This is a genomic window from Arboricoccus pini (assembly GCF_900187945.1).
Lineage (GTDB): Bacteria > Pseudomonadota > Alphaproteobacteria > Geminicoccales > Geminicoccaceae > Arboricoccus > Arboricoccus pini.
Genome location: NZ_FYEH01000014.1, coordinates 1 through 18,100, shown reverse-complemented (window position 1 = coordinate 18,100; position 18,100 = coordinate 1). Strand labels below are relative to the sequence as shown.

General features: G+C 65.5%; 17 protein-coding genes and 1 pseudogene. 10 read left to right on the top strand and 8 right to left on the bottom strand.

Features of this window, described 5'->3' with window-relative positions:
• Positions 1-74: 74 nt before the first annotated feature.
• A complete protein-coding gene (locus tag CFB17_RS15720; protein ID WP_088562531.1) occupies positions 75-1,115 on the top strand; it encodes a zinc-dependent alcohol dehydrogenase family protein in 1,041 nt (346 codons plus the stop codon).
• 59 nt (positions 1,116-1,174) lie between these two features.
• Complete coding sequence (locus tag CFB17_RS15715) at positions 1,175-1,657, top strand: hypothetical protein (protein WP_088562530.1); 483 nt, start codon at positions 1,175-1,177, stop codon at positions 1,655-1,657.
• Between the two features lie 77 nt (positions 1,658-1,734).
• Here the strand turns inward: CFB17_RS15715 and CFB17_RS15710 are convergent, their stop codons facing one another.
• Positions 1,735-1,950 (bottom strand): hypothetical protein, encoded by a 216-nt coding sequence (locus CFB17_RS15710; protein ID WP_088562529.1) that lies wholly within the window; start codon positions 1,948-1,950, stop codon positions 1,735-1,737.
• 258 nt (positions 1,951-2,208) lie between these two features.
• Here CFB17_RS15710 and CFB17_RS15705 point away from each other — a divergent pair, with 258 nt between their 5' ends.
• Together CFB17_RS15705 and CFB17_RS15700 are read left to right on the top strand one after the other, a co-directional pair.
• Complete coding sequence (locus tag CFB17_RS15705; RefSeq protein ID WP_088562528.1) at positions 2,209-2,520, top strand: DUF883 family protein; 312 nt, start codon at positions 2,209-2,211, stop codon at positions 2,518-2,520.
• Positions 2,521-2,709: 189 nt separating this feature from the next.
• Entirely contained in the window at positions 2,710-3,174 is a 465-nt protein-coding gene (locus CFB17_RS15700; protein ID WP_088562527.1) for a hypothetical protein, read from the top strand.
• Between the two features lie 29 nt (positions 3,175-3,203).
• Here the strand turns inward: CFB17_RS15700 and CFB17_RS15695 are convergent, their stop codons facing one another.
• The 3 genes from CFB17_RS15695 to CFB17_RS15685 form a co-directional block, all read right to left on the bottom strand.
• Positions 3,204-4,439 carry an MFS transporter gene (locus CFB17_RS15695; RefSeq protein ID WP_088562526.1) on the bottom strand — a complete coding sequence of 412 codons (1,236 nt, stop codon included), beginning with the start codon at positions 4,437-4,439 and terminating at the stop codon, positions 3,204-3,206.
• Positions 4,440-4,475: 36 nt separating this feature from the next.
• A complete protein-coding gene (locus CFB17_RS19855) occupies positions 4,476-5,468 on the bottom strand; it encodes a PRC-barrel domain-containing protein (protein WP_133063931.1) in 993 nt (330 codons plus the stop codon).
• Positions 5,469-5,631: 163 nt separating this feature from the next.
• On the bottom strand, positions 5,632-7,443 hold the full coding sequence (locus CFB17_RS15685) for an ABC-F family ATP-binding cassette domain-containing protein (protein WP_088562524.1): 1,812 nt from the start codon (positions 7,441-7,443) through the stop codon (positions 5,632-5,634).
• A 505-nt stretch (positions 7,444-7,948) separates the two neighbouring features.
• Here CFB17_RS15685 and CFB17_RS19040 point away from each other — a divergent pair.
• The gene (locus CFB17_RS19040) at positions 7,949-8,767 is read left to right on the top strand and encodes a chorismate transformation enzyme, FkbO/Hyg5 family (protein ID WP_133063930.1); all 819 of its coding nucleotides are present in this window, start codon (positions 7,949-7,951) and stop codon (positions 8,765-8,767) included.
• A 76-nt stretch (positions 8,768-8,843) separates the two neighbouring features.
• On the opposite strand, the gene CFB17_RS15675 is transcribed toward CFB17_RS19040, so the two are convergent.
• Both CFB17_RS15675 and CFB17_RS15670 read right to left on the bottom strand, forming a co-directional pair.
• Entirely contained in the window at positions 8,844-9,869 is a 1,026-nt protein-coding gene (locus CFB17_RS15675; RefSeq protein ID WP_088562522.1) for a dipeptidase, read from the bottom strand.
• A gap of 160 nt (positions 9,870-10,029) precedes the next feature.
• The gene (locus tag CFB17_RS15670) at positions 10,030-10,959 is read right to left on the bottom strand and encodes a cation diffusion facilitator family transporter (RefSeq protein ID WP_088562521.1); all 930 of its coding nucleotides are present in this window, start codon (positions 10,957-10,959) and stop codon (positions 10,030-10,032) included.
• A 156-nt stretch (positions 10,960-11,115) separates the two neighbouring features.
• Between CFB17_RS15670 and CFB17_RS15665 the strand changes: the two genes are divergently transcribed.
• The 4 genes from CFB17_RS15665 to CFB17_RS15650 all read left to right on the top strand — a co-directional run bounded on the left by CFB17_RS15665 (position 11,116) and on the right by CFB17_RS15650 (position 14,779).
• Complete coding sequence (locus CFB17_RS15665; protein ID WP_088562520.1) at positions 11,116-11,298, top strand: CsbD family protein; 183 nt, start codon at positions 11,116-11,118, stop codon at positions 11,296-11,298.
• Positions 11,299-11,324: 26 nt separating this feature from the next.
• Positions 11,325-12,836: a PAS domain S-box protein gene (locus tag CFB17_RS15660; RefSeq protein WP_088562519.1), complete on the top strand. Its 1,512-nt coding sequence runs from the start codon at positions 11,325-11,327 to the stop codon at positions 12,834-12,836.
• Positions 12,837-13,028: 192 nt separating this feature from the next.
• Entirely contained in the window at positions 13,029-13,895 is an 867-nt protein-coding gene (locus tag CFB17_RS15655) for a hypothetical protein (RefSeq protein ID WP_133063929.1), read from the top strand.
• Between the two features lie 143 nt (positions 13,896-14,038).
• Positions 14,039-14,779, top strand: a complete 741-nt coding sequence (locus CFB17_RS15650) for a GntR family transcriptional regulator (protein ID WP_088562517.1) — start codon at positions 14,039-14,041, stop codon at positions 14,777-14,779.
• A 32-nt stretch (positions 14,780-14,811) separates the two neighbouring features.
• Here CFB17_RS15650 and CFB17_RS15645 read toward each other — a convergent pair whose 3' ends face one another.
• Positions 14,812-15,702 (bottom strand): cation diffusion facilitator family transporter, encoded by an 891-nt coding sequence (locus tag CFB17_RS15645; protein WP_088562516.1) that lies wholly within the window; start codon positions 15,700-15,702, stop codon positions 14,812-14,814.
• A 286-nt stretch (positions 15,703-15,988) separates the two neighbouring features.
• On the opposite strand from CFB17_RS15645, the gene ccrA reads away from it, so the two are divergent.
• A complete protein-coding gene (ccrA, locus tag CFB17_RS15640) occupies positions 15,989-17,569 on the top strand; it encodes a crotonyl-CoA carboxylase/reductase (RefSeq protein WP_243389914.1) in 1,581 nt (526 codons plus the stop codon).
• Between the two features lie 107 nt (positions 17,570-17,676).
• On the opposite strand, the pseudogene CFB17_RS19285 reads toward ccrA, so the two are convergent.
• Positions 17,677-18,100 (bottom strand): annotated as a pseudogene (locus CFB17_RS19285) (hypothetical protein); the annotation flags it as partial.

Sequence of the window (18,100 nt, the reverse complement as noted above, 5' to 3'; positions counted from 1 at the left end):
GCGATTATCCTCGAACAGTCGCCGTGGTCGGCCTAGCCTTCTCCTTACCATGCGGGAAAAGGTCAGGAGGGATTATGAAGGCGTTGGTCTATCAAGGTGCGGGCAAAAAGGCATGGATGGAAAAGGATCGCCCAGCGATCCTCCAGCCTTCCGATGCCATTGTCCGCATAACCAAGACGACAATCTGCGGTACGGATCTGCACATCTTGAAGGGCGACGTCCCGGCCGTGACGCCGGGGCGCACGCTCGGCCACGAGGGAATCGGCATCGTCGAGGAAGCAGGCTCGGCGATGAGAAATTTCAAGGCGGGCGACTCCGTGCTGATTTCCTGCATCACCTCCTGCGGCGCCTGCCCCAACTGCAAACGCCAGCTCTATTCTCACTGTATGGATGGCGGCTGGATCCTGGGCCACCTTATCGATGGCACGCAGGCCGAGTTCGTCCGCATTCCGCATGCCGACACCAGCCTTTACCCGATCCCGGCCGACGCCGACGAGGAAGCCCTCGTCATGCTGAGCGACATCCTGCCGACCGGCTTTGAGATCGGCGTGGTCGCGGGCCAAGTGCAGCCGGGCGATACGGTTGCCATCGTCGGTGCTGGCCCCGTCGGGCTGGCGGCCCTTCTAACGGCGCAATTCTATGCTCCCGCCCAGCTTATCATGCTGGATACCGATCCCAACCGCCTGGAGATCGCCAAGCGGTTTGGCGCCACCGATACGATCAACGTGGCCGAAGGCGATGCTGTCAGAACCTTGATAGCCATGACCGGTGGCATCGGCGTCGATGTTGCGATCGAAGCCGCCGGCACTCCCGCCACGTTCGACATCTGCCAGGGGGCGGTTGCGCCGGGCGGCCGAATCGCCAATGCGGGCGTGCATGGCAAGAGCGTCGAATTGCGGCTCGAGAAGCTCTGGATCCAGAACATCACTCTGACGGCCGGCCTTGTGAATACCAACACGACGCCCATGCTGCTCAAAACCATGCAATCAGGTCGCATCGCGCCGCGCCAGCTCGTCACCCACCGTTTCCCGCTGAGCGAGATCGAGACCGCCTATGAAGTCTTTAGCAACGCTGCCAGGGAGAAGGCGCTCAAGGTCATCCTCAGCGCCGCTTGACCGGCACGGGGCTCGAGGTGCAGGGGATGCCCTCACCTCAAGCCCATGGATCCTCACCCTTGACCTGGACGACCGCCGGGCAGAGCCCGCCTCTGTTCCTCTTGGGACTCCTGATCGGCATCTGGCTACCCGATATCGATCTGGCCATCCCCTATCTGCCGCACCGCTCTGGATTGACCCACAGCATCCTGCCGGGACTGATTCTCCTCTTCATCGGGCAGCCCAGGCTGGCGGCCGGCATCCTGGCGGCGACGGCCATCCACCTCTCTGCCGACATGTTTCCCGTCTCCTGGCGTGGCAGCGCCCTGATCTACCTGCCTCTCACCGGCGGCCTCGGCCTCTGGTCCATGGCCTTTCTTGGCCTCAACGTCCTGGCGGCCCTCCTAATCGCCTATCACCTCATGCAACGACCGGCCCTGGACTCGCTGCCCATGGTGACAACGGGCCTCCTGGCGTTGGCCTATCTGCTGCTCAAGGAATGGAGCTTATCGGGCTTTGTCGTCTTTGCCGCCTGCGCCTGGCTGGTCCGCCGGGTAGCCTAGGATCATCGCCCGGCCCGGGCAGTACGCGCTTATACCGATGCTCCAGCAGGCCGACGCCGTCTCGGCGAACCCCGTTTCTAAATACGCGGATCGGGCGGTAGCCGGTCCGGGTTCACATAGGTCAGGCGCCGTCGGCGTCGGAGTGCCGTGAGCACGATCAAGACGAGGAGTGCCATGGCCAACAGTAAAAGGAGCAAAAGCATCAGGATGCCGCCGAGCACGGCCGCCAACGCCTTCCAGAACCCCACCTGGGCGATCAGGAGGGCCAGGACGAGGACGATGAGGATGGGCATCCGCTTATCTCCGATGGGCCTTGCGAAGGGACCTCTCACGACACCCGACCCTTGCGCAAGTCGCGCTTTGGGAACTTCCCTTTCACCTTGCCAGTTGGCGGCAGGACGAGCGATCCCTCGTCGATCGCCGCCCGAGCAGCGATACGTTGATCCCGGCTGCAACCATAGGCGTCGCAAGACGCTGTTGATGACCAGCCGTTTAAAGGGCCAGGCTCGCTGGCAGGCCGACCGTCAATTAGATTTTTTTGGAGAACCCAGATGTCCGAACCCGTTTTTGGCCCGGCCGACGCCGACACGCTCAAGGCCGATATCGAGCAACTCAAAGCCGACCTTGCGAGCCTGAAGGATCACGGCAAGGAATTCGGCGCTGCCAAGGCCGGCGAGGCGCGCGGTCTTCTCGAGGAGAAGGTGCATCAGTTGCAGAAGGAAATCGACCGGGTGACGGCCGAGATCAAGAAACAGGGCGAGGAAGCACGCGCGAAGCTAGAGCGCAATGTTCACGAACGTCCGCTGACCAGTTTGGCGATCGCCTTCGGCGTGGGCTTCATTGCGGCCAAGCTCCTGCGCTAGAGCATCAGCATCGAGACGGGGTCGGCTGGCGTAGCAGATGGGGCGCCAGTCGGCCGGCAGTTCCGGCGGCCTCGAACGGCCGGATCATCGTGGAATATGGGTGTGGGCATCATAGGCCCCTGCCCCGAAAAGACCTCAGGAGCGCCGGCAAGGCCGGTGCTGGAAGCTACCTAGGAAGGTAAGGACGCAATGCTCGGAACCTGGCTTGCCGGCATCATCATGAGTAAGGGCATCAAGCTCGGGATCCGAAACCTCGTCCTGGCGTTGATCGCGGCAGGCTTTGCCGTGGCGGGCGTCGTCTTCCTCATCATCGCCCTGCACGCCTGGCTGGTGACGCTGACCTCGCCCGTCATCGCGAACCTTATCATAGGCGGGGTGCTCATCCTTCTGGCCCTTATTTTGGTGGGCATCCGGGCTTACACGCCCGCCTCGCTGAAGGCCGCACCCGCATCAAGCGCGCCAGCCTCCTCCGGGGTGTCGCTCGGCACCGTGGCCACGGCGGCACCCATGATCGCCCGCGTCGCCAGGCCAGCTCTGGCGTTGCCGGCCGGCATCTTCGGTGCCTTCAGGCGCAACCCCGCGCGCTTCCTCATCGGGGCCGTCGTTGTCGGCGCCCTGACCGAGATCGTCTCCTCGCGCACCGAGCGCGACTAGGCCGCTCCGTCGGGAGAGACAGCGACGGGTCAGCCGGCCGGCCGGTCCTCGTCGGGCCGCGTTTCGGGCATCAGGAAGAAAACCGCGAGGAACGCCACGGCACCGGCGAGGCCAAGGCCCAGGAAAGCCACGTTCGTGCCCAGATGGTCGGCGGCGTAGCCAGCCAGAGTCGTGCTTAAAGTCGCCCCTAGACCTACGGCTAGGCCCATCAAGCCGATACAGAGATTGAGACGGCCGGTACCCCGCGTGAGATCGGCCGAGACCAGCGGCAGCATGACACCGAAGACAGCGGCACTCAGTCCGTCGAAGGCCTGGATGGCGACGATCAGGTAGGGATCGGGGGCGACAGCGAAGAGAGCGCCGCGAATGGGCAGTGCCAGAAAGCCCAGGAGCAGGACCGGCCGCCGTCCCCATTGATCGGCCTTTCGGCCGACGGTCGGCGAGAGGAGCGCCACGATGACCTGCGGAACGACGATACAGGCGGCAATCAGCAGGCTGGCGGTGCTGGCCGCTGTCTCAGTGATGCGTCCGCCGGCCAAAGGCAGCATAGCCGTATTCGCCAGGTGGAAAAGAACGCAGCAGACGGCAAAGCTCAGGACGCGCAGATCCTTAAAGAGGCTGATCGGATTGCCCATGCGGTCCGGCGTGGCGGCCCGGTCGACATTCGAGACCTCGTAGAAGCGCGATTGGCTAGGCTTGCTCTTGTGGATAGCCGCCAGGGAGATGATCGCTGGAATGGTGAGGAAGGCTGTTAGGAAGAACACCGCCCGGGTCGAAAAATAGGCGCCGCACAGCCCCATGATGGCAGCGGCAATACCGCTACCGATAGAGGCGAAGCGGGCATTTCGTCCGAGCCTGGCGCCGATCTGCTGGTGGCCCACGAGGCCGACGCTGATCGCGGTGATGCCGGGCGTGAGAATACAGCTCGAGACCGCGTGGATGACCTTGGCGATGGCGATCAGGAGAAAGACGGGCTTGAGGGCGATCAACAGAGCCGCGGTCGCCACGCCACAGATGGCGCCCGCCACCAGCCGCTTCTTGCCGGTGACGGCGTCGACCAGCGCGCCTGCGGGCAACTGGCTTAGGATCATGGTGATCGTGCCGATCGACAAGATCAGCCCGATCTCGGTCTGGGTCCAGCTCTGCGAGGTGAGATAGACGGCGACGAACGGACCGAAACCGGTCTGCACGTTGGCCAAGAAGAGATTGACGCCGTCCAGGCCGCGCAGGCTCGCGGCCGGCGGATTGGGCGTCTCCTTCGTCACGACGGCGATGGGCCTTATCTCCCGGTCAGCTTCTGGTCACGACGGCGGGGCCGCCGGGGCCGGCTGCTGGTTGTCGGCGGGTGGCGCCGGCAGCGTCGGCTGGCCTGTCGTGGCCGGTGGCGTTGCGGGCACTTGGTCCGTCGGTGCTGCCGGCGCGCCCGGTGAGGCGGGTGTATCACCGGCCGGCGGCATAGGCGTCGCGGGAGTCTCGGCCGGCGCGGCGGGCGGCGCAGGCGTCTCCCCCGCCGGGACTGGGACTGACGGCGCGACCGGGGCCGGTGTCTCACCAGCGGGCGTCGGTGGTGCCGCCATCGGCGGCTGGCCGGGTTGCGGCTGGCCAGGCGGTGACTGGCCAGGCGGGGTGTCCCCGGCAGTAGGCGCACCGGCCGGCGGCTTGGGGCGCGGCTGGCTGATGATCGAAACCGGGTGGTCCGGCCCCTTATATTCGGGCGCGGCGGTCAACTGGTCGCGATTGAGTCTGAGGATGACGGGCTGATTGCCCTGCTCGGGAGAGAATTGCAAAGCCCGCCAGTCGACCGCCAGCTTGCGGCTGCCGACGCCGAGAAATCCGCCGAAATCGATGACCGCCGCCCGCGGCTGCCCCGACTGATCGACCAGGACGTTGACGATGCGGCCCATGTCCTCGCCCTTGGGGCTGACAATCTCCTTGCCCAATATGTCCTCGGACTGGGTGGGCTTCATTTCCTCGACGCTATGGCCATTCTCCTCCGGCTTGGCCTCGCCCTGCGGCGGGCTCCCGATCGTCGGATCGGCCGGAGCGGCAGGCTGCGTCTCAGGTGAGGCTGCAGCTGGTGGGGTCTCGGGTGAGGCCGCAGCTGGTGGGGCGGCAGGCGCCGCATCGCCGGCGGGCGGACTGGCTGCCGGAGCCTCAGCCGGGCCATCTGCCGACGGCGACTGTGGCGCGCTCTCGGCACCGCCTGGCGGCGACTGGGGTGCTGGTTCGCTCGCGGAAGGGCTATCCTGCCCCATCGCCAAAGGCGGGAGGAGCATAAGCAGGGCGGCGCTCAAGAGCGCCCAAACACAGGCCGAGGTAGCCCGGCAGGAAATGGCTCTGCGAGAGATGGCTTTATCTCCAGTCTTGGCCGCCGGCCGCCGGTCGGTACCGGACGGCCTCTCTCTCTAGAGCGGATCGCGCGCATAAGGAACGGCCCCTTGCGACCTTTGGCATCGCTCAGGCCTGACCTTCGAGCTCCTCACGCAGCATTTCGAGCTCGAGCCAGCGATCCTCGGCCTCCGCCAGCGCATCGTGGGTGGCCGTGAGCGCCTCGGTGGTACGGGCAAAGAGTGCGGGATCGGCGGCAAAGAGCGCGGGATCGGCCAGTTTCGCCTCCAGAGCCGCGATTTCCCGCCGACGCCGCTCGATCTCCTCGGGCAATGTCTTCAGCGCATGCTGCTCCTTGAACCCCAGGCGGCGACGCGGGGCGGCTGCCTCCCGAGCCGCTGCCTGCCCCTTGTCCGGGCGACGCGCCTCGAGGGGTTCTCGCGCCAGCACGCCATGGCCGCGCTGGGTGATCATGTCGCTATAGCCACCGGCATACTCGGTCCAGTTGCCAGCCCCCTCGAAAGCCAGGACGGAGGTCGCTACCCGGTCCAGGAAATCGCGATCATGGCTGACGACCAGCACCGTACCCTCGTAATCGGCCAAAAGCTCCTCGAGAAGGTCGAGCGTCTCAAGGTCGAGATCGTTGGTTGGCTCGTCCAGGACCAGGAGATTGGAGGGAGCGGCCAGGGCGCGAGCCAGCATCAGGCGGCCACGCTCGCCGCCCGAGAGCACGCGGACCGGCGTTCGCGCCTGCTCCGCGCTGAAGAGGAAATCCTTCATGTAGCCCATGACGTGGCGTGGCTGGCCGCCGACGAAGACGTGATCGCCGCGACCGCCGGTCAGCGTGTCCTGCAGGCTGGTCTCCGGGTCCAATGCCTCGCGCTTTTGGTCGAGCGTCACCATGACGACGTTGGCGCCCAGGCGCACGGTGCCCGCATCGGGGGCCAGCGCGCCGGTCAGGAGATTGAGGAGCGTGGTCTTGCCGGCGCCGTTCGGGCCGACGACGCCCAGCCGGTCGCCCTTCTTCAGGCGCAGCGAGAGAGGCTGGACGATCGGACGATCGTCGTAGCTCTTGGCAACGCCCTTGGCCTCGATGACGAGCTTGCCCGAGGAGGGACCCTCGGCGGCCGTCATCTCGACCTGGCCCAGCACCCGGCGCTGCTCGCGACGCTCCTTGCGCAGACCCTGCAGGGCGCGCAGCCGGCCCATGTTGCGCTTGCGCCTGGCGGTGACCCCATAGCGCAGCCAGTCCTGCTCCTGCGCGATCTTGCGATCCAGCCGGTGGCGCTCCTTCTCCTCCAACTCCAGGATGTCGTCGCGCCAGGCCTCGAAGGCGGCGAAACCCTTGGCAAGCAGGCGCGTCCGGCCCCGATCCAGCCAGAGCACGCTGTCGGAGAGAGTCTCCAAAAAGCGTCGATCATGGCTGATCAGCACCAGTGCCGAACGGGAGCGCTTTAGCTCGCCCTCCAACCATTCAATGGCGGGCAGGTCGAGGTGATTGGTGGGCTCGTCCAAGAGGAGAATGTCGGGCTCGGGCGCCATGGCGCGGGCCAGTGCCGCCCGCCGGGCCTCGCCGCCCGAGAGGCGTGCCGGCTCTTCCAGCCCGGTCAGGCCCAGCTGCTGCAAAAGATAGCTGGCCCGATGCGGATCGTCGCCCGACGTCAACCCGGCTACGACATAGTCGCCCGTCGTCGCAAACCCTCTGAGGTCGGGCTCCTGCGGCAGGTAGCGCAACGTGACGCCCTGCTGCAGCGCCCGGTCGCCCCGGTCGGGCTCGATGATCGCGGCCGCGATCTTGAGAAAGGTCGACTTGCCGGAGCCATTGCGGCCGACCAGCGCCAGCTTCTGCCCGGCACTGACGGTGAGCTCGGCTCCCTCCAGGAGAGGCGTCCCACCGAAGGTCAGGTGGACGTCCTTGAGAATGAAGAGCGGCGGCGCCATGGAGATCCGTCAAGGCCAGGGGAATTGGGCAAAGGCGGGCAAGGAACATGCAGGCCTTGCGACTTATCTAGTGCGCTTTCGTCCGTTGCGAAACCATGCGGTCTCCTCCTGTCGTTTCCATGGGGCGCGAGACCAGGCCGGAAGGGAGATACCGAGACCGATCGGCCGGGGCTTCGCGTGGGCTTCTTCGCGAGCGGCTTCGATCATCTGGGGGAGCCCCGCGAGCGGCTGCCCCAGACGATCCTGGCCAGCAGCGCGCCCTGAGGCACGAGAGCCGAGGCCGACTGCCGGCGGCGAACGGGCTGGACAGGGAGGCTCCCCTTCTCTACCGCCCCCGGGACAAGATCCTCGGGCCAAGGAGATCGACGCCCTGCTCGCCATCGAGACTTATGCTGCCGAGGCGCCGCTTGAGGGTCCGGGCATCCTCGCGGTCATCGGCATCGGCACGGATCGCCCGGCCGGCCTGGCGGCGGGCTGCCCCTTCGCCCGCTTGCCGCAACCCGTTTTGGCCGGCAGCCCTCGACTCGAGGTCTGGCGGACCTCGAAAAGGGTCCGCTACGCCAGGGAGGGCGACGTCCTGACCGCCCGGGCCGACGGCATCCTGCTGGCCATGGCGATGATTCCGGCCAATCAGGCGATCCTGGCGCGGACGGAGGATGTCTACGGAGCGCTTTTCCGTGCCAAGGGATCGCTCCATTGGCAGCGTCTGCATAATTATATTCCGGCCATTCTCGGCGCCGAGGATGGCAACGAGCGCTACCGCCTCTTCAATGCCGGCAGGCAGGCGGCATTCGCCGCGGCCCTCCATCCGGTGGAGGCGGCCCCGGCCGCCTGCGGGCTGGGGGCGCCAGCCACGAGTCCCCTTCTGGTCTACGGTCTGGCCACCGCCGAGCCCGGGCGGCCGATCGAAAATCCGGATCAGGTCAGCGCCTATCGTTATCCGCCGCGCTATGGCAGTGCCCCGCCGATCTTCGCCCGCGCGACGCATGGTGGCGGCGCTGCGGCCAGGCTCTTCTTTCTCTCGGGCACGGCCGCCATTCTTGGGCATGAATCCCTGCATCCGGGCGATGTCGCGGCGCAGCTCGAGACCACGATCGCCAATATCCGCAAGCTGATCGAGGCAGCAGCGGCGCAGGGCGATCGCGTCCGCGCCGAGAAACTGCGGCTGCGCGTCTATCTCAAGCACGAGGCGGACTTGCCCGAAATCCAGGCGGGCCTGGCCCGCCTGCTGCCCGAGATCGAGCCGCCGCCCATCCTTGCCGCCGACATCTGTCGCCCGGAGCTCCTGGTCGAGATCGAGGGCCACGCCGCGCTCACCAGATGACACCCGCTCAAGCAGCGCAACGCGCGGTAGCTCCCGAAAACCAAGCTGACGGGGCATCGACGTCGTCGATGCCCCGTCAGCGCCAGACGCGAGCAGCCAGGGCCAGCATGTTGCCACCGAGAATGGCGCGGATGTCCGGCTCGCCGTAGCCGCGCCGGAGAAGCGTCTCGGTGATCTGCGGCAACTGCTCTGGCGTGGCGATGCGGATGCCCGAAACACCCCCTCCATAGCCATGCGCCGGCGGCCACCAATAGGCCTTGTCGAGACCGGGGGGGTCGTCGTCGAGGCCGTTCAAGGGATAGCTGTAATCGATGCCCAATCCGATGCTTGTCGGGCCCACGAGCTCGCTCAGATAGTCGATGCAGTCGACGAGGCTGGCGGTACCGCCCTGTGGATCGGTGAGGAAACGGCCGACGCCGTTGACGCAGACAAGGCCGCCCGTGGCGACAGCGGCCAGGATCTGTTCGTCCTTGATGTTGCGGCCATCGTCGTGCACGGCCCTTGGATTGGCATGTGTGAATAGGACCGGTCCCAGGCCCAGGCCCATGATGTCGAGGCTGGTTCGATAGCCGGTGTGGGAGCAGTCCATGAGCATGCCGGCCGCATGCACCGCCTCGACGATGCGCCGTCCGAGCGGCGTGAGGGGGACGTCCTCGTCGTAACAGCCCCCGCCCAGGGCATTGTTGCGATTATAGGCAAGGTGGATCTGCCGCACGCCCAGATCGTAGAAGAGCTGGACCATCTCGGGCCGGTCACAAAGGGGGATGCCGCCCTCAAGATCGAACGCCACGGCGAGCTTGCCCTCGGCCTTGGCGCGCACGATGTCGTCGACGCCGCGTACCTGGATGAAGAGCTCCGGCGCCGCCTTGATCTGGGCTCGAAACGCCGCGATGACCGGCATGATCTGCTCGAGCGGATTCATGTCCATGCCGATATTGACCGAGACGAAGCTGGCGCCGCTGGCCTGGTGGCGGCGCAGCGCCATGATCGTCGCGTCGGGATGCAAGGGCAGGCAGGCGTGCGCGTCCCAGACCAGGGCGTCGGCGTGAAGGCGCGAGGCGGCGGCCTTCAGCTCCGCGTCGTGTTCCGGGAGGTCGGTCATTTTGGATCGGCCTTTCATCGTTGCCGCGATGCGGGAGGCCCGGCACCGGGGGTTCCATGGTCCTGCCGCCGGTGCGCTCTGGCGTCAGGGCAGCATATTCAAGCCGACTGCTGCTCATCAATCCCGCCTGGTACCTAGCGAGGAGTCTTGCCTGCCGCAGTCAGGTCCAGCGTGGATCGGTCGTAAAGGCGATCGTCAGCCAGCGCGTGGCGGCACTGGGCTTCAGACCGTCGGCGATCCGCTGGCGATAGGCGTCGAGGTCGGCCACGCTACTGACCGGAAAAGCCGGATCGACGATGACGTCGATCTCGATGAACTCCGCGCGCCCGGCTTGCGCCACATGCGCCTTGAACGCCTTGAAGCCCAGTTCGGCCACGAGAGCCCGCATCAAGGCATCGACCTCGGCATCGAGATCGGCAGGTGCCAGTTGGAAGACCTCGGCCAGGGCGCGGATCAAGGAAGCGATCGGCACGGGTGCTAGGACCAGGGTCAAGAGCATGAGGATGACGGGATCGACATAGGGAGCCAGATCCGTCGCTCGCTGACTTGTGAGGACGGCGCCCAGGACGAAGCTCGCAAAGAGGCCGAGGCTGAGGAAGCCGCCCAGGACGTAGGCGCGGATATCGATCTCGACCAGGGAGGAATGCAGGTTGCGGGATGCCCGCTTGGCGTAGGCAGCGATACCGAGGCTCGCGAGACCGACGCCAAGCGCGTAGGCGGCGCCGGCGCCAAAGGCCACTGTCCGGCCACCGACCAGGAAGGTCGAGAGACCGTCCAGGAAGGCATAGCCACAGGCCAGGAGAAGGACCGAGCTGTTGAAGGCCACGAGCATTGGTTCGAGATGCCAAAAGCCGAACTGGAAGTGCCGGCTGGCGCCCAGAGCCACGAGCCTTGCCACCAGCATGGAGACGCAGGTCATCAGGACATCGGTCAATGAATAAAAGCCATCGAAGACGATGGCGCGCGAACCGATGAGGAGACCGGTGGCGATGCCGACGCAGCCGATTGCCAGCGTCGCCAAAGCGGAAATTCGCAAGAGGCGCTGCTCCAGCGCGGCGTTTGTTGTCGCAGTCGCATCCGCCGCTGTCATCCACCCTCCGTTACGTTCAAGTCGCCGTGACAGTACGAAAATACCACCTCGCCCAGTAGGTACGTCCTATGTGCCGATGACCAAGCGATCCTATCTCCAGGTCGTGCCCACAAGAATATGGGCAAAATGTCAGACGATTGATAAGGAATTTGGATAATGGATAAGGATCGCAAGGAAGGCATGATCGAGCAGGCCAAGGGGTCGATCAAGGAAGCCATCGGGAAGGTGACGGGCGACAGCAAGACCGAGGCCGAGGGAAAGGTGCAAAAGAACAAGGGCGAACTGCAAAACGCTGTTGGCGGCGCCAAGGACGCCGCGCGCGACGCGCTCAAGAAATAGACGTCGGGCCGGGGGACAACGGAGCCATGGCGCCCAAGCCGGTAATCCGGGTGGTCGAGACGCGGCCGCCCAGCAGGGCGGCCCTGCGCGAGAATGCCAGCTATAAAAGGCTGCAGCAGATCGTCGCAGGCCTTTCTGATGGGGTGATCCTCGTCGAAACCGACCAGAGCATTGCCTGGGCCAACGAAGCGGCCCTTGCCATGCATGGCGTGGCGACGCTGGCCGATCTTGGCGAGGATGTCGCCGATTACCGTCGGCGATTTGAGCTGCGCTATCGAAACAATCACGTTCTCGATCAAGGTCGTTACCCGCTGGACCGCGTACTGGCGGGTGAGGCCTTCGCGGATGTCGTTGTCGAGGTGACGCCCAAGGGCCAGCCGGAAACGAGCTGGGTTCATCGGGTACGCAGCCTTGTGCTCAATGATGACGAGGGTGCGCCCGACTGCCTGGTGCTCGTTATCAAGGACGTCAGCGGCGAGATGGAAGCCGAGGAGCGCTTCGAGAAGACGTTCAACGCCAATCCGGCGCCCGCTTTGGTCTGCAAGATCGAGGACCTGCGTTTTTTCAAGGTCAATCGTGGATTCCTCGACATGACCTCGATGACCGCCGACTCAGTGATCGGACGCTCGATCTACGAGCTCGACATCCTCTCAGGTCGTGACGACAAAGAAAACGCGATCCAGAAGCTTTGTGCCCACCAGACGATCCCGCAGGCTGAGGCGACGCTGCGTCTCGACCATGGCTGGGAGAAGCTCGTCATCGTCGCCGGTCAGGCGATCTTCATGGGCGAGGAGCCGGCGATGCTCTTCACCTTTGCGGACCTGGAGCCACGTCGACGGGCGCAGGCGGCCTTGGCCCAGAGCGAGGCACGCTTTGCCACTGCCTTCGACCTCTCGCCGGTGCCGTTCGCCATCTTCACCCTGGAGGGCTTTTGTTGCGTACGCGCCAACGAGGCCTTTCTCAGCCTGCTGGGTCGAGAACGCGGCGACGTCGAGGGCGCCTATGCCGCCGATCTTGATCTGGTGGAGCCTAGGGACTCACTTCGCCAGCTCGAGCACCGGTTAGCCGAAGGCATGCGGCTGCGCAACGTCGAGCTGCAGGTCAAGGGCGCCAAGGGTCTGATCCATGACTGCCTGTTTTCCGCCGACCTCGTGACACTGGAGGGCGTGCCGCATGTACTGGCGGTCTTTCAGGACATCACGGCGCGCAAACGCTCGGAGGATGAGTTGATCCAGGCGATCCAGACCGTAATGCAGGACACGTCCTGGTTCAGTCGGACGCTGATCGAGAAGATGGCGGCCCTCAAGCCCGGTAATCGGCCGGCCACGGTGCAGACAACGACCGACTTAACCGTGCGCGAGCGCGAGATCCTGGCACTTGTCTGCCGGGGGCAGAGCAATGACGAGGTAGCGACCTCGCTCAAGCTCTCACCCAACACCGTGCGCAATCACCTGGCGGCGATCTACGGCAAGATTGGCGTTCGCAACCGCGCAGCCGCGATCATCTGGAGCCGCGATCGCGGACTCAATGATCCCTGACCGACAGCAGGGACCTAGCATTCGTTTCGACAACAACAGTGCCGCTCAGAAAACGGCCTAGCCGATTGATGTGGTCGCCGGCCGCCTCGCGCGCTTGCGAGCCTCGGAACCCGCCCCGGGGAACAATCTTTACACAATTTTAACAACGGGCTGATGGCGACACGCCCTGCCTTAACGAACGGAGATTCGATCATGACAGCCGACACCTCGTTTGATGGCGCGAGCCCGCGCCTTTCCTGGCGCGCGATCCTGGCGGGCATTGTTGTCGTCATCGCCGTCCAGTTGATCCTGAGCGTGCTCGGTACCGGCATCGGCCTTGGCTTCGTCGATCTTCAGGGCGGCCAGACACCGGACGCCGCCAGCCTAGGCACGGGTGCCGGCATTTGGTGGTTCGTAACGACACTGATATCCTTTGCCTTCGGCAGCTACGTGGCAGCACGGGCGGCCGGCGCGCCCACGCGCTTCGATGGCGCGCTTCACGGGCTGGTCATCTGGGGGCTGACCCTGATCGTTACCGTCTATCTGCTCTCGACAGCGCTGGGCTCGCTGATCGGCGGGACCTTCTCGGCCCTGGGTAGCACCGTCTCGGCCGTGGGCCAGAGCGTCAAAGCGGCGGCACCCCCCGCTGCCGACATGGCGAACATCAACCAGGTCACCATCCAGGACCAGGTGCAGGCCTATATGCAGCCCGCCAATCCCGATCCCGCCTCGATGAGCCCGGAGGACGCGCAAAAGGAGGTCGCCAAGCTCGTGCCACAGCTGGCGCAAGGTGGCCAGCCGGCCGACGATGCCAAGAACCGCATCATCGACATCGCGGCGGCCCAGATGAAGATCAGCCGCGAGGAGGCGACCCAGCGCTTTGATCAGGCCCAGGCCAAGCTGGCCGACGCCAAGAACCAGGCGGAGGCCAAGGCCAAGGCAGCCGCCGATGCCACCGCCGCCGCCACCGCCAAGGGATCACTCTTTGGCTTTGTCGCCCTCTTGGTGGGTGCCATCGCCGCCTGTGTCGGCGCGGCGGCCGCACAGCCGCGTGACCTCTATCTGAACCGCAGCTACTGAGCCCGGACGCGCCCTGTCGCCCGCAAGCGGCAGGGCGAGCCTCGCTCGCTATCCAACCCGGTGGCGTATGACCTACCCTTGGCGTCCGATCGCCCTCACACAGCCAGCACGCTTTCGCAACTCGAGCGGGAATACAGCGCCCCATGAATAGCCCTGCCCCGTTTAAACGGATTGCCACCTGCCGGAGCCCTTTTGGAGATCCCGGCCTCGCCGAGGAGCGGCAATTCCTGGCCCATGAGGAGGCAGGCGATGTCACGCTCACCGATCGTGCCTACCGCATACTCGAGGAACTGATAACCACGCTGGAACTGCCGCCCGGCACCACGCTGACCGAGCAGGCTTTGGGCAGGCGCCTCGAGATCGGCCGGACGCCGATCCGTGAAGCGGTGCAGCGCCTGGTGCGGGACGGGCTGCTGTTGGTCATTCCCAGGCGCGGCATCCTCGTCTCCGACATCAAGATCGAAACTCAACTCCAGCTTCTCGAGACGCGTCGCGTGGTCGAAGGACTGATAGCCCGCCTGGCCGCGTCGCGAGCCAATGCGGAGGAGCGCCGGGCGTTCACGGAGATCGCCACGCGGATGCGCGAAGCCGCGGCCGCCAACGACGATCGGGGTTTCATGCGCCTCGACCGACGCTTCAACCAGTTGCTGGCCGACACGGCCCGCAACGAGTTCGCCGTTCGGTCAATGGGCCTCCTAACGCCGCTCTGCCGGCGGTTCTGGTTTAAATACTACAAAAACGCCGGCGACCTTCCCTTGGCCGCCCACCTCCACGCCGACATGGCCGAAGCCATCGCGCAAAACGATCCTAAGCGCGCGATGGCGGCTACCGGCCGCCTGCTCGATTATATCGAGGCCTTCACCCGCCATACGCTGGACCCCTGATCCCGCTCGATCGGCGCAGGGCGCCATAGCCCCTAAAATGTCAGGCGAGCATGCTCGTGAGCATTTTCTTCCGGCTCGACGTGAATCGAGACGACACAGCTCTCAAGATCCTCGTGCAAGGCTTGTTCGATGGCGTCGCAGACGGCATGCGCCCTGGCGACCGTCATATAGGCCGGCACAACGAGGTGGAAATCCAGATAGGTCATCGGCCCCGCCTGCCGCGTGCGTAGATCGTGCGCCTGCAATGCTGTGCTTGCCGCCTGTTCGCGAATCACGGACTCGATCCGCCGCAAGGTCTCCTTGGGCACCGCCTCGTCCATGAGGCCACCCAACGAATCGCGGATCATGCTAAAACCCGACCAGATGATGTTGACGGCCACGAGACCGGCGATCACCGAATCCAGTACGAGCCAGCCGGTCGCCGCCACCATGAAGATACCAGCAATGACACCGATCGAGGTATAGAGATCGGTCAAGAGATGGCGGCCATCCGCCACCAGTGCCGGCGAGCGCCAGACTCGCCCCCGCTGGATCACGAAGATCCCCCAGCATGCGTTTATCACCGTCGCCAGGCCATTGATGAGCAGGCCCGTGAACGGCGTGGCGATCGCTGCCGGGTGCAGCCAGCCCAGATAGGCCTCGCGCAGGATCGAGAGGGCGGCCAGGACTACAAGGACACCCTCGACGACCGCCGAGACATACTCCGCCTTAAAATGGCCATAAGGATGACCAGCATCCGCCGGCTTCTCCGCCACATGGATGGCAATGACCGCGCCGATCGCCGTCGCGACATTGATGATGCTCTCGAGAGCGTCGGAATAAAGTGCTACGCTGCCGGTCAAGACAAAGGCCAGATATTTCAGGCCCAGAACCAAAATACCGACAGCGATGCTGCCGCTCGCGACTTTCAATGTCCGGCTCATGACATGCCCAATCCTTGCCCGCCCAACGAATGACTGCCCGGACCGGGCGGACGACCTCATGCCGCCTGGCGTTTCATAAGACAAGCCAAGTCCGGATCTACTAACATGATTAGCGACGACTAAGACATCGGCTGTCACACAAGCTTCCAGCACCAAAGATGTTCGATCCGCCAAATTCAACACTTGACCAGAAACCGGGCTGTCGTACTGATGCCCGATGGCGCAACAGCTTTCCTCGTAGCGCCTGGGTCGACAAAACAACCAAGTAGATCAGAGGCAGGTGTCGATGGGCAGGGATGGCGTCGCGCGCATCATCGCCAAGTTCGGATCGCAGCAGCGCCTGGCCGAGCAACTCGGCATCTGGCAGACCGCCGTCTCCGGCTGGGTCCGCCGAGGCGCCATCCCCACCCGCCGGCAAGCCGCCATCTTGACCCTCGCCAGACGGGAAGGCATCGCCCTCACCCCCGCCGACTTCTTCGACAACGCCATCGAGGATGCCGCCACCGGAACCGACGGCCGGGCCATCCTCCACCTCGCTGCGCCACGGCCCGACACCAACGTCATCCCCCTCCGTTACCCCCCGACCCCCACACCGCGCCCCGTCATCGACGGCGGCAAGGATCTCTACGAGGTCGGCGAAATCCCGCCGCTCGGCCACGTCCCGGCCAACATGTACGCCTGGGTCATCCGCAAGGAACGGCACGGCGAGCCCATCGTCGCCATGCAGCAGGAAATCGTCCCGACCCCCGCCCTCGACGGCGACGAGGTACTGGTCATGGTCATGGCGGCCGGCGTCGATCAGAACGGCGTCTGGGCAGCCCTGGGCTACCCTCATTCCGTCTTCGATATCCATAAGGGCAGCTACCATATCGCCGGTTCCGATGCCGCCGGCATCGTCTGGGCCGCCGGCCCCCGCGTCACCCGCTGGCGCGTCGGCGACGAAGTCGTCGTCCATTGCAGCCAGGACGACGGCGACGACGAGGAATGCAACGGCGGCGATCCCATGAACTCGCCCAGCCAACGCATCTGGGGCTACGAAACCCCCGACGGATCGTTCGCCCAATTTTGCAAGGTCCAGTCCCGCCAGCTCATGAGCCGCCCCCGCCACCTCCCCTGGGAGGAATCCGGCTGCTACGTACTGGCCCTGGCCACCGCCTACCGCATGCTCTTCGGCCACCCCCCGCACACCTTGAAGCCCGGCGACAATGTCCTTGTCTGGGGCGGTGCCGGCGGCCTCGGCGCCATGGCCATCCAGCTCATCGCCGCCTCCGGCGCCAACGCCATCGCCGTCATCTCCGACCAGGACAAACGCGACTTCGTCATGTCCCTCGGCGCCAAAGGCACTATCGATCGCCGCGACTTCGATTGCTGGGGCGAACTCCCCGCCCCCAGCGACGCCGACCACCACGCCGACGCCAACTTCGCCCACTGGCAAGAGGAAGCCCGCCGCTTCCATGGCGCCATCTGGACCATCACCGGCGAAGGCAACGATCCGGACATCGTCTTCGAACACCCGGGCGCCTCCACCTTCCCCGTCTCCACCCTCGTCTGCCGCCGAGGCGGCATGGTCGTACTCTGCGCCGGAACCACCGGCTACAAACTCACCCTCGACGCCCGCCACCTCTGGATGCGACAAAAACGCATCCAGGGCAGTCACTTCGCCAACCTCAAACAGGCAGCCTCCGCCAACCGCTTCGTCCACAACCGCCAGATCGACCCCTGCCTCGCCGAAGTCCTCGCCTGGCGCGACATCCCCCGCGCCCATATGAAAATGCTCAAGAACCAACACAAACCCGGCAACATCGCCGTCCTCGTCCAAGCCCGCCGCCCAGGCCTGCGAACGCTCGGGGAAGCGATGGAGAGGTAGGAGGAGGCGGGGAAGAAGCCTCCGGCGGCCAGGGGCCGAAAGGCCCCTGGACCCCAGGCGGTCGCGTTTGTTGATGCGGGTGAGGTTCCAGTCCTGGCCTCCCACCATCACGAGGGCGGGCCGGTCCCATAGCGGCCGATCTTCCTCGCACCCTGCAAGCGTATCGCCGCCTGCATGCTCTCCGCCGGCCGTTCGTGCCAGTACCGCGCCACACCTCGCGCCACCGCCTCAAGGCGCAGCGAGGGCAGCGCGTTCGGCCCGAGACCCGTACCCATCCGCTCCGCTTCCGACGCCAGCTTGTCCGCCAGCCGGTTCAGCTCAGCCCGGTCGTCCCGCGCCACCCGGCGCAGATCGGCCAGGGCCAGCGCTTCCGCCTCCTCCTGGCGCTCGGGTATCGCCGCGCAATGGCTCCAGTCGCCCGGCGGCTGGCGCGGCTCGGCCGGCGGTGCGGCCTCGCGACGCTCGGGCCTGGGCTGCGTCTCGCGCGCGGCGGCCTCGGCCCGGGCGACGAAGCGCTCGGCCATGCTCCGG

Bases quoted from the DNA above. Each gene is read 5' to 3' on its own strand.
- CFB17_RS15720 (WP_088562531.1), top strand. From the start codon at position 75: ATGAAGGCGTTGGTCTATCAAGGTGCGGGCAAAAAGGCATGGATGGAA.
- CFB17_RS15710 (WP_088562529.1), bottom strand. From the start codon at position 1,950: ATGCCCATCCTCATCGTCCTCGTCCTGGCCCTCCTGATCGCCCAGGTG.
- CFB17_RS15705 (WP_088562528.1), top strand. From the start codon at position 2,209: ATGTCCGAACCCGTTTTTGGCCCGGCCGACGCCGACACGCTCAAGGCC.
- CFB17_RS15700 (WP_088562527.1), top strand. From the start codon at position 2,710: ATGCTCGGAACCTGGCTTGCCGGCATCATCATGAGTAAGGGCATCAAG.
- CFB17_RS15685 (WP_088562524.1), bottom strand. From the start codon at position 7,443: ATGGCGCCGCCGCTCTTCATTCTCAAGGACGTCCACCTGACCTTCGGT.
- CFB17_RS15675 (WP_088562522.1), bottom strand. From the start codon at position 9,869: ATGACCGACCTCCCGGAACACGACGCGGAGCTGAAGGCCGCCGCCTCG.
- CFB17_RS15670 (WP_088562521.1), bottom strand. From the start codon at position 10,959: ATGACAGCGGCGGATGCGACTGCGACAACAAACGCCGCGCTGGAGCAG.
- CFB17_RS15665 (WP_088562520.1), top strand. From the start codon at position 11,116: ATGGATAAGGATCGCAAGGAAGGCATGATCGAGCAGGCCAAGGGGTCG.
- CFB17_RS15660 (WP_088562519.1), top strand. From the start codon at position 11,325: ATGGCGCCCAAGCCGGTAATCCGGGTGGTCGAGACGCGGCCGCCCAGC.
- CFB17_RS15655 (WP_133063929.1), top strand. From the start codon at position 13,029: ATGACAGCCGACACCTCGTTTGATGGCGCGAGCCCGCGCCTTTCCTGG.
- CFB17_RS15650 (WP_088562517.1), top strand. From the start codon at position 14,039: ATGAATAGCCCTGCCCCGTTTAAACGGATTGCCACCTGCCGGAGCCCT.
- CFB17_RS15645 (WP_088562516.1), bottom strand. From the start codon at position 15,702: ATGAGCCGGACATTGAAAGTCGCGAGCGGCAGCATCGCTGTCGGTATT.
- ccrA (WP_243389914.1), top strand. From the start codon at position 15,989: ATGGGCAGGGATGGCGTCGCGCGCATCATCGCCAAGTTCGGATCGCAG.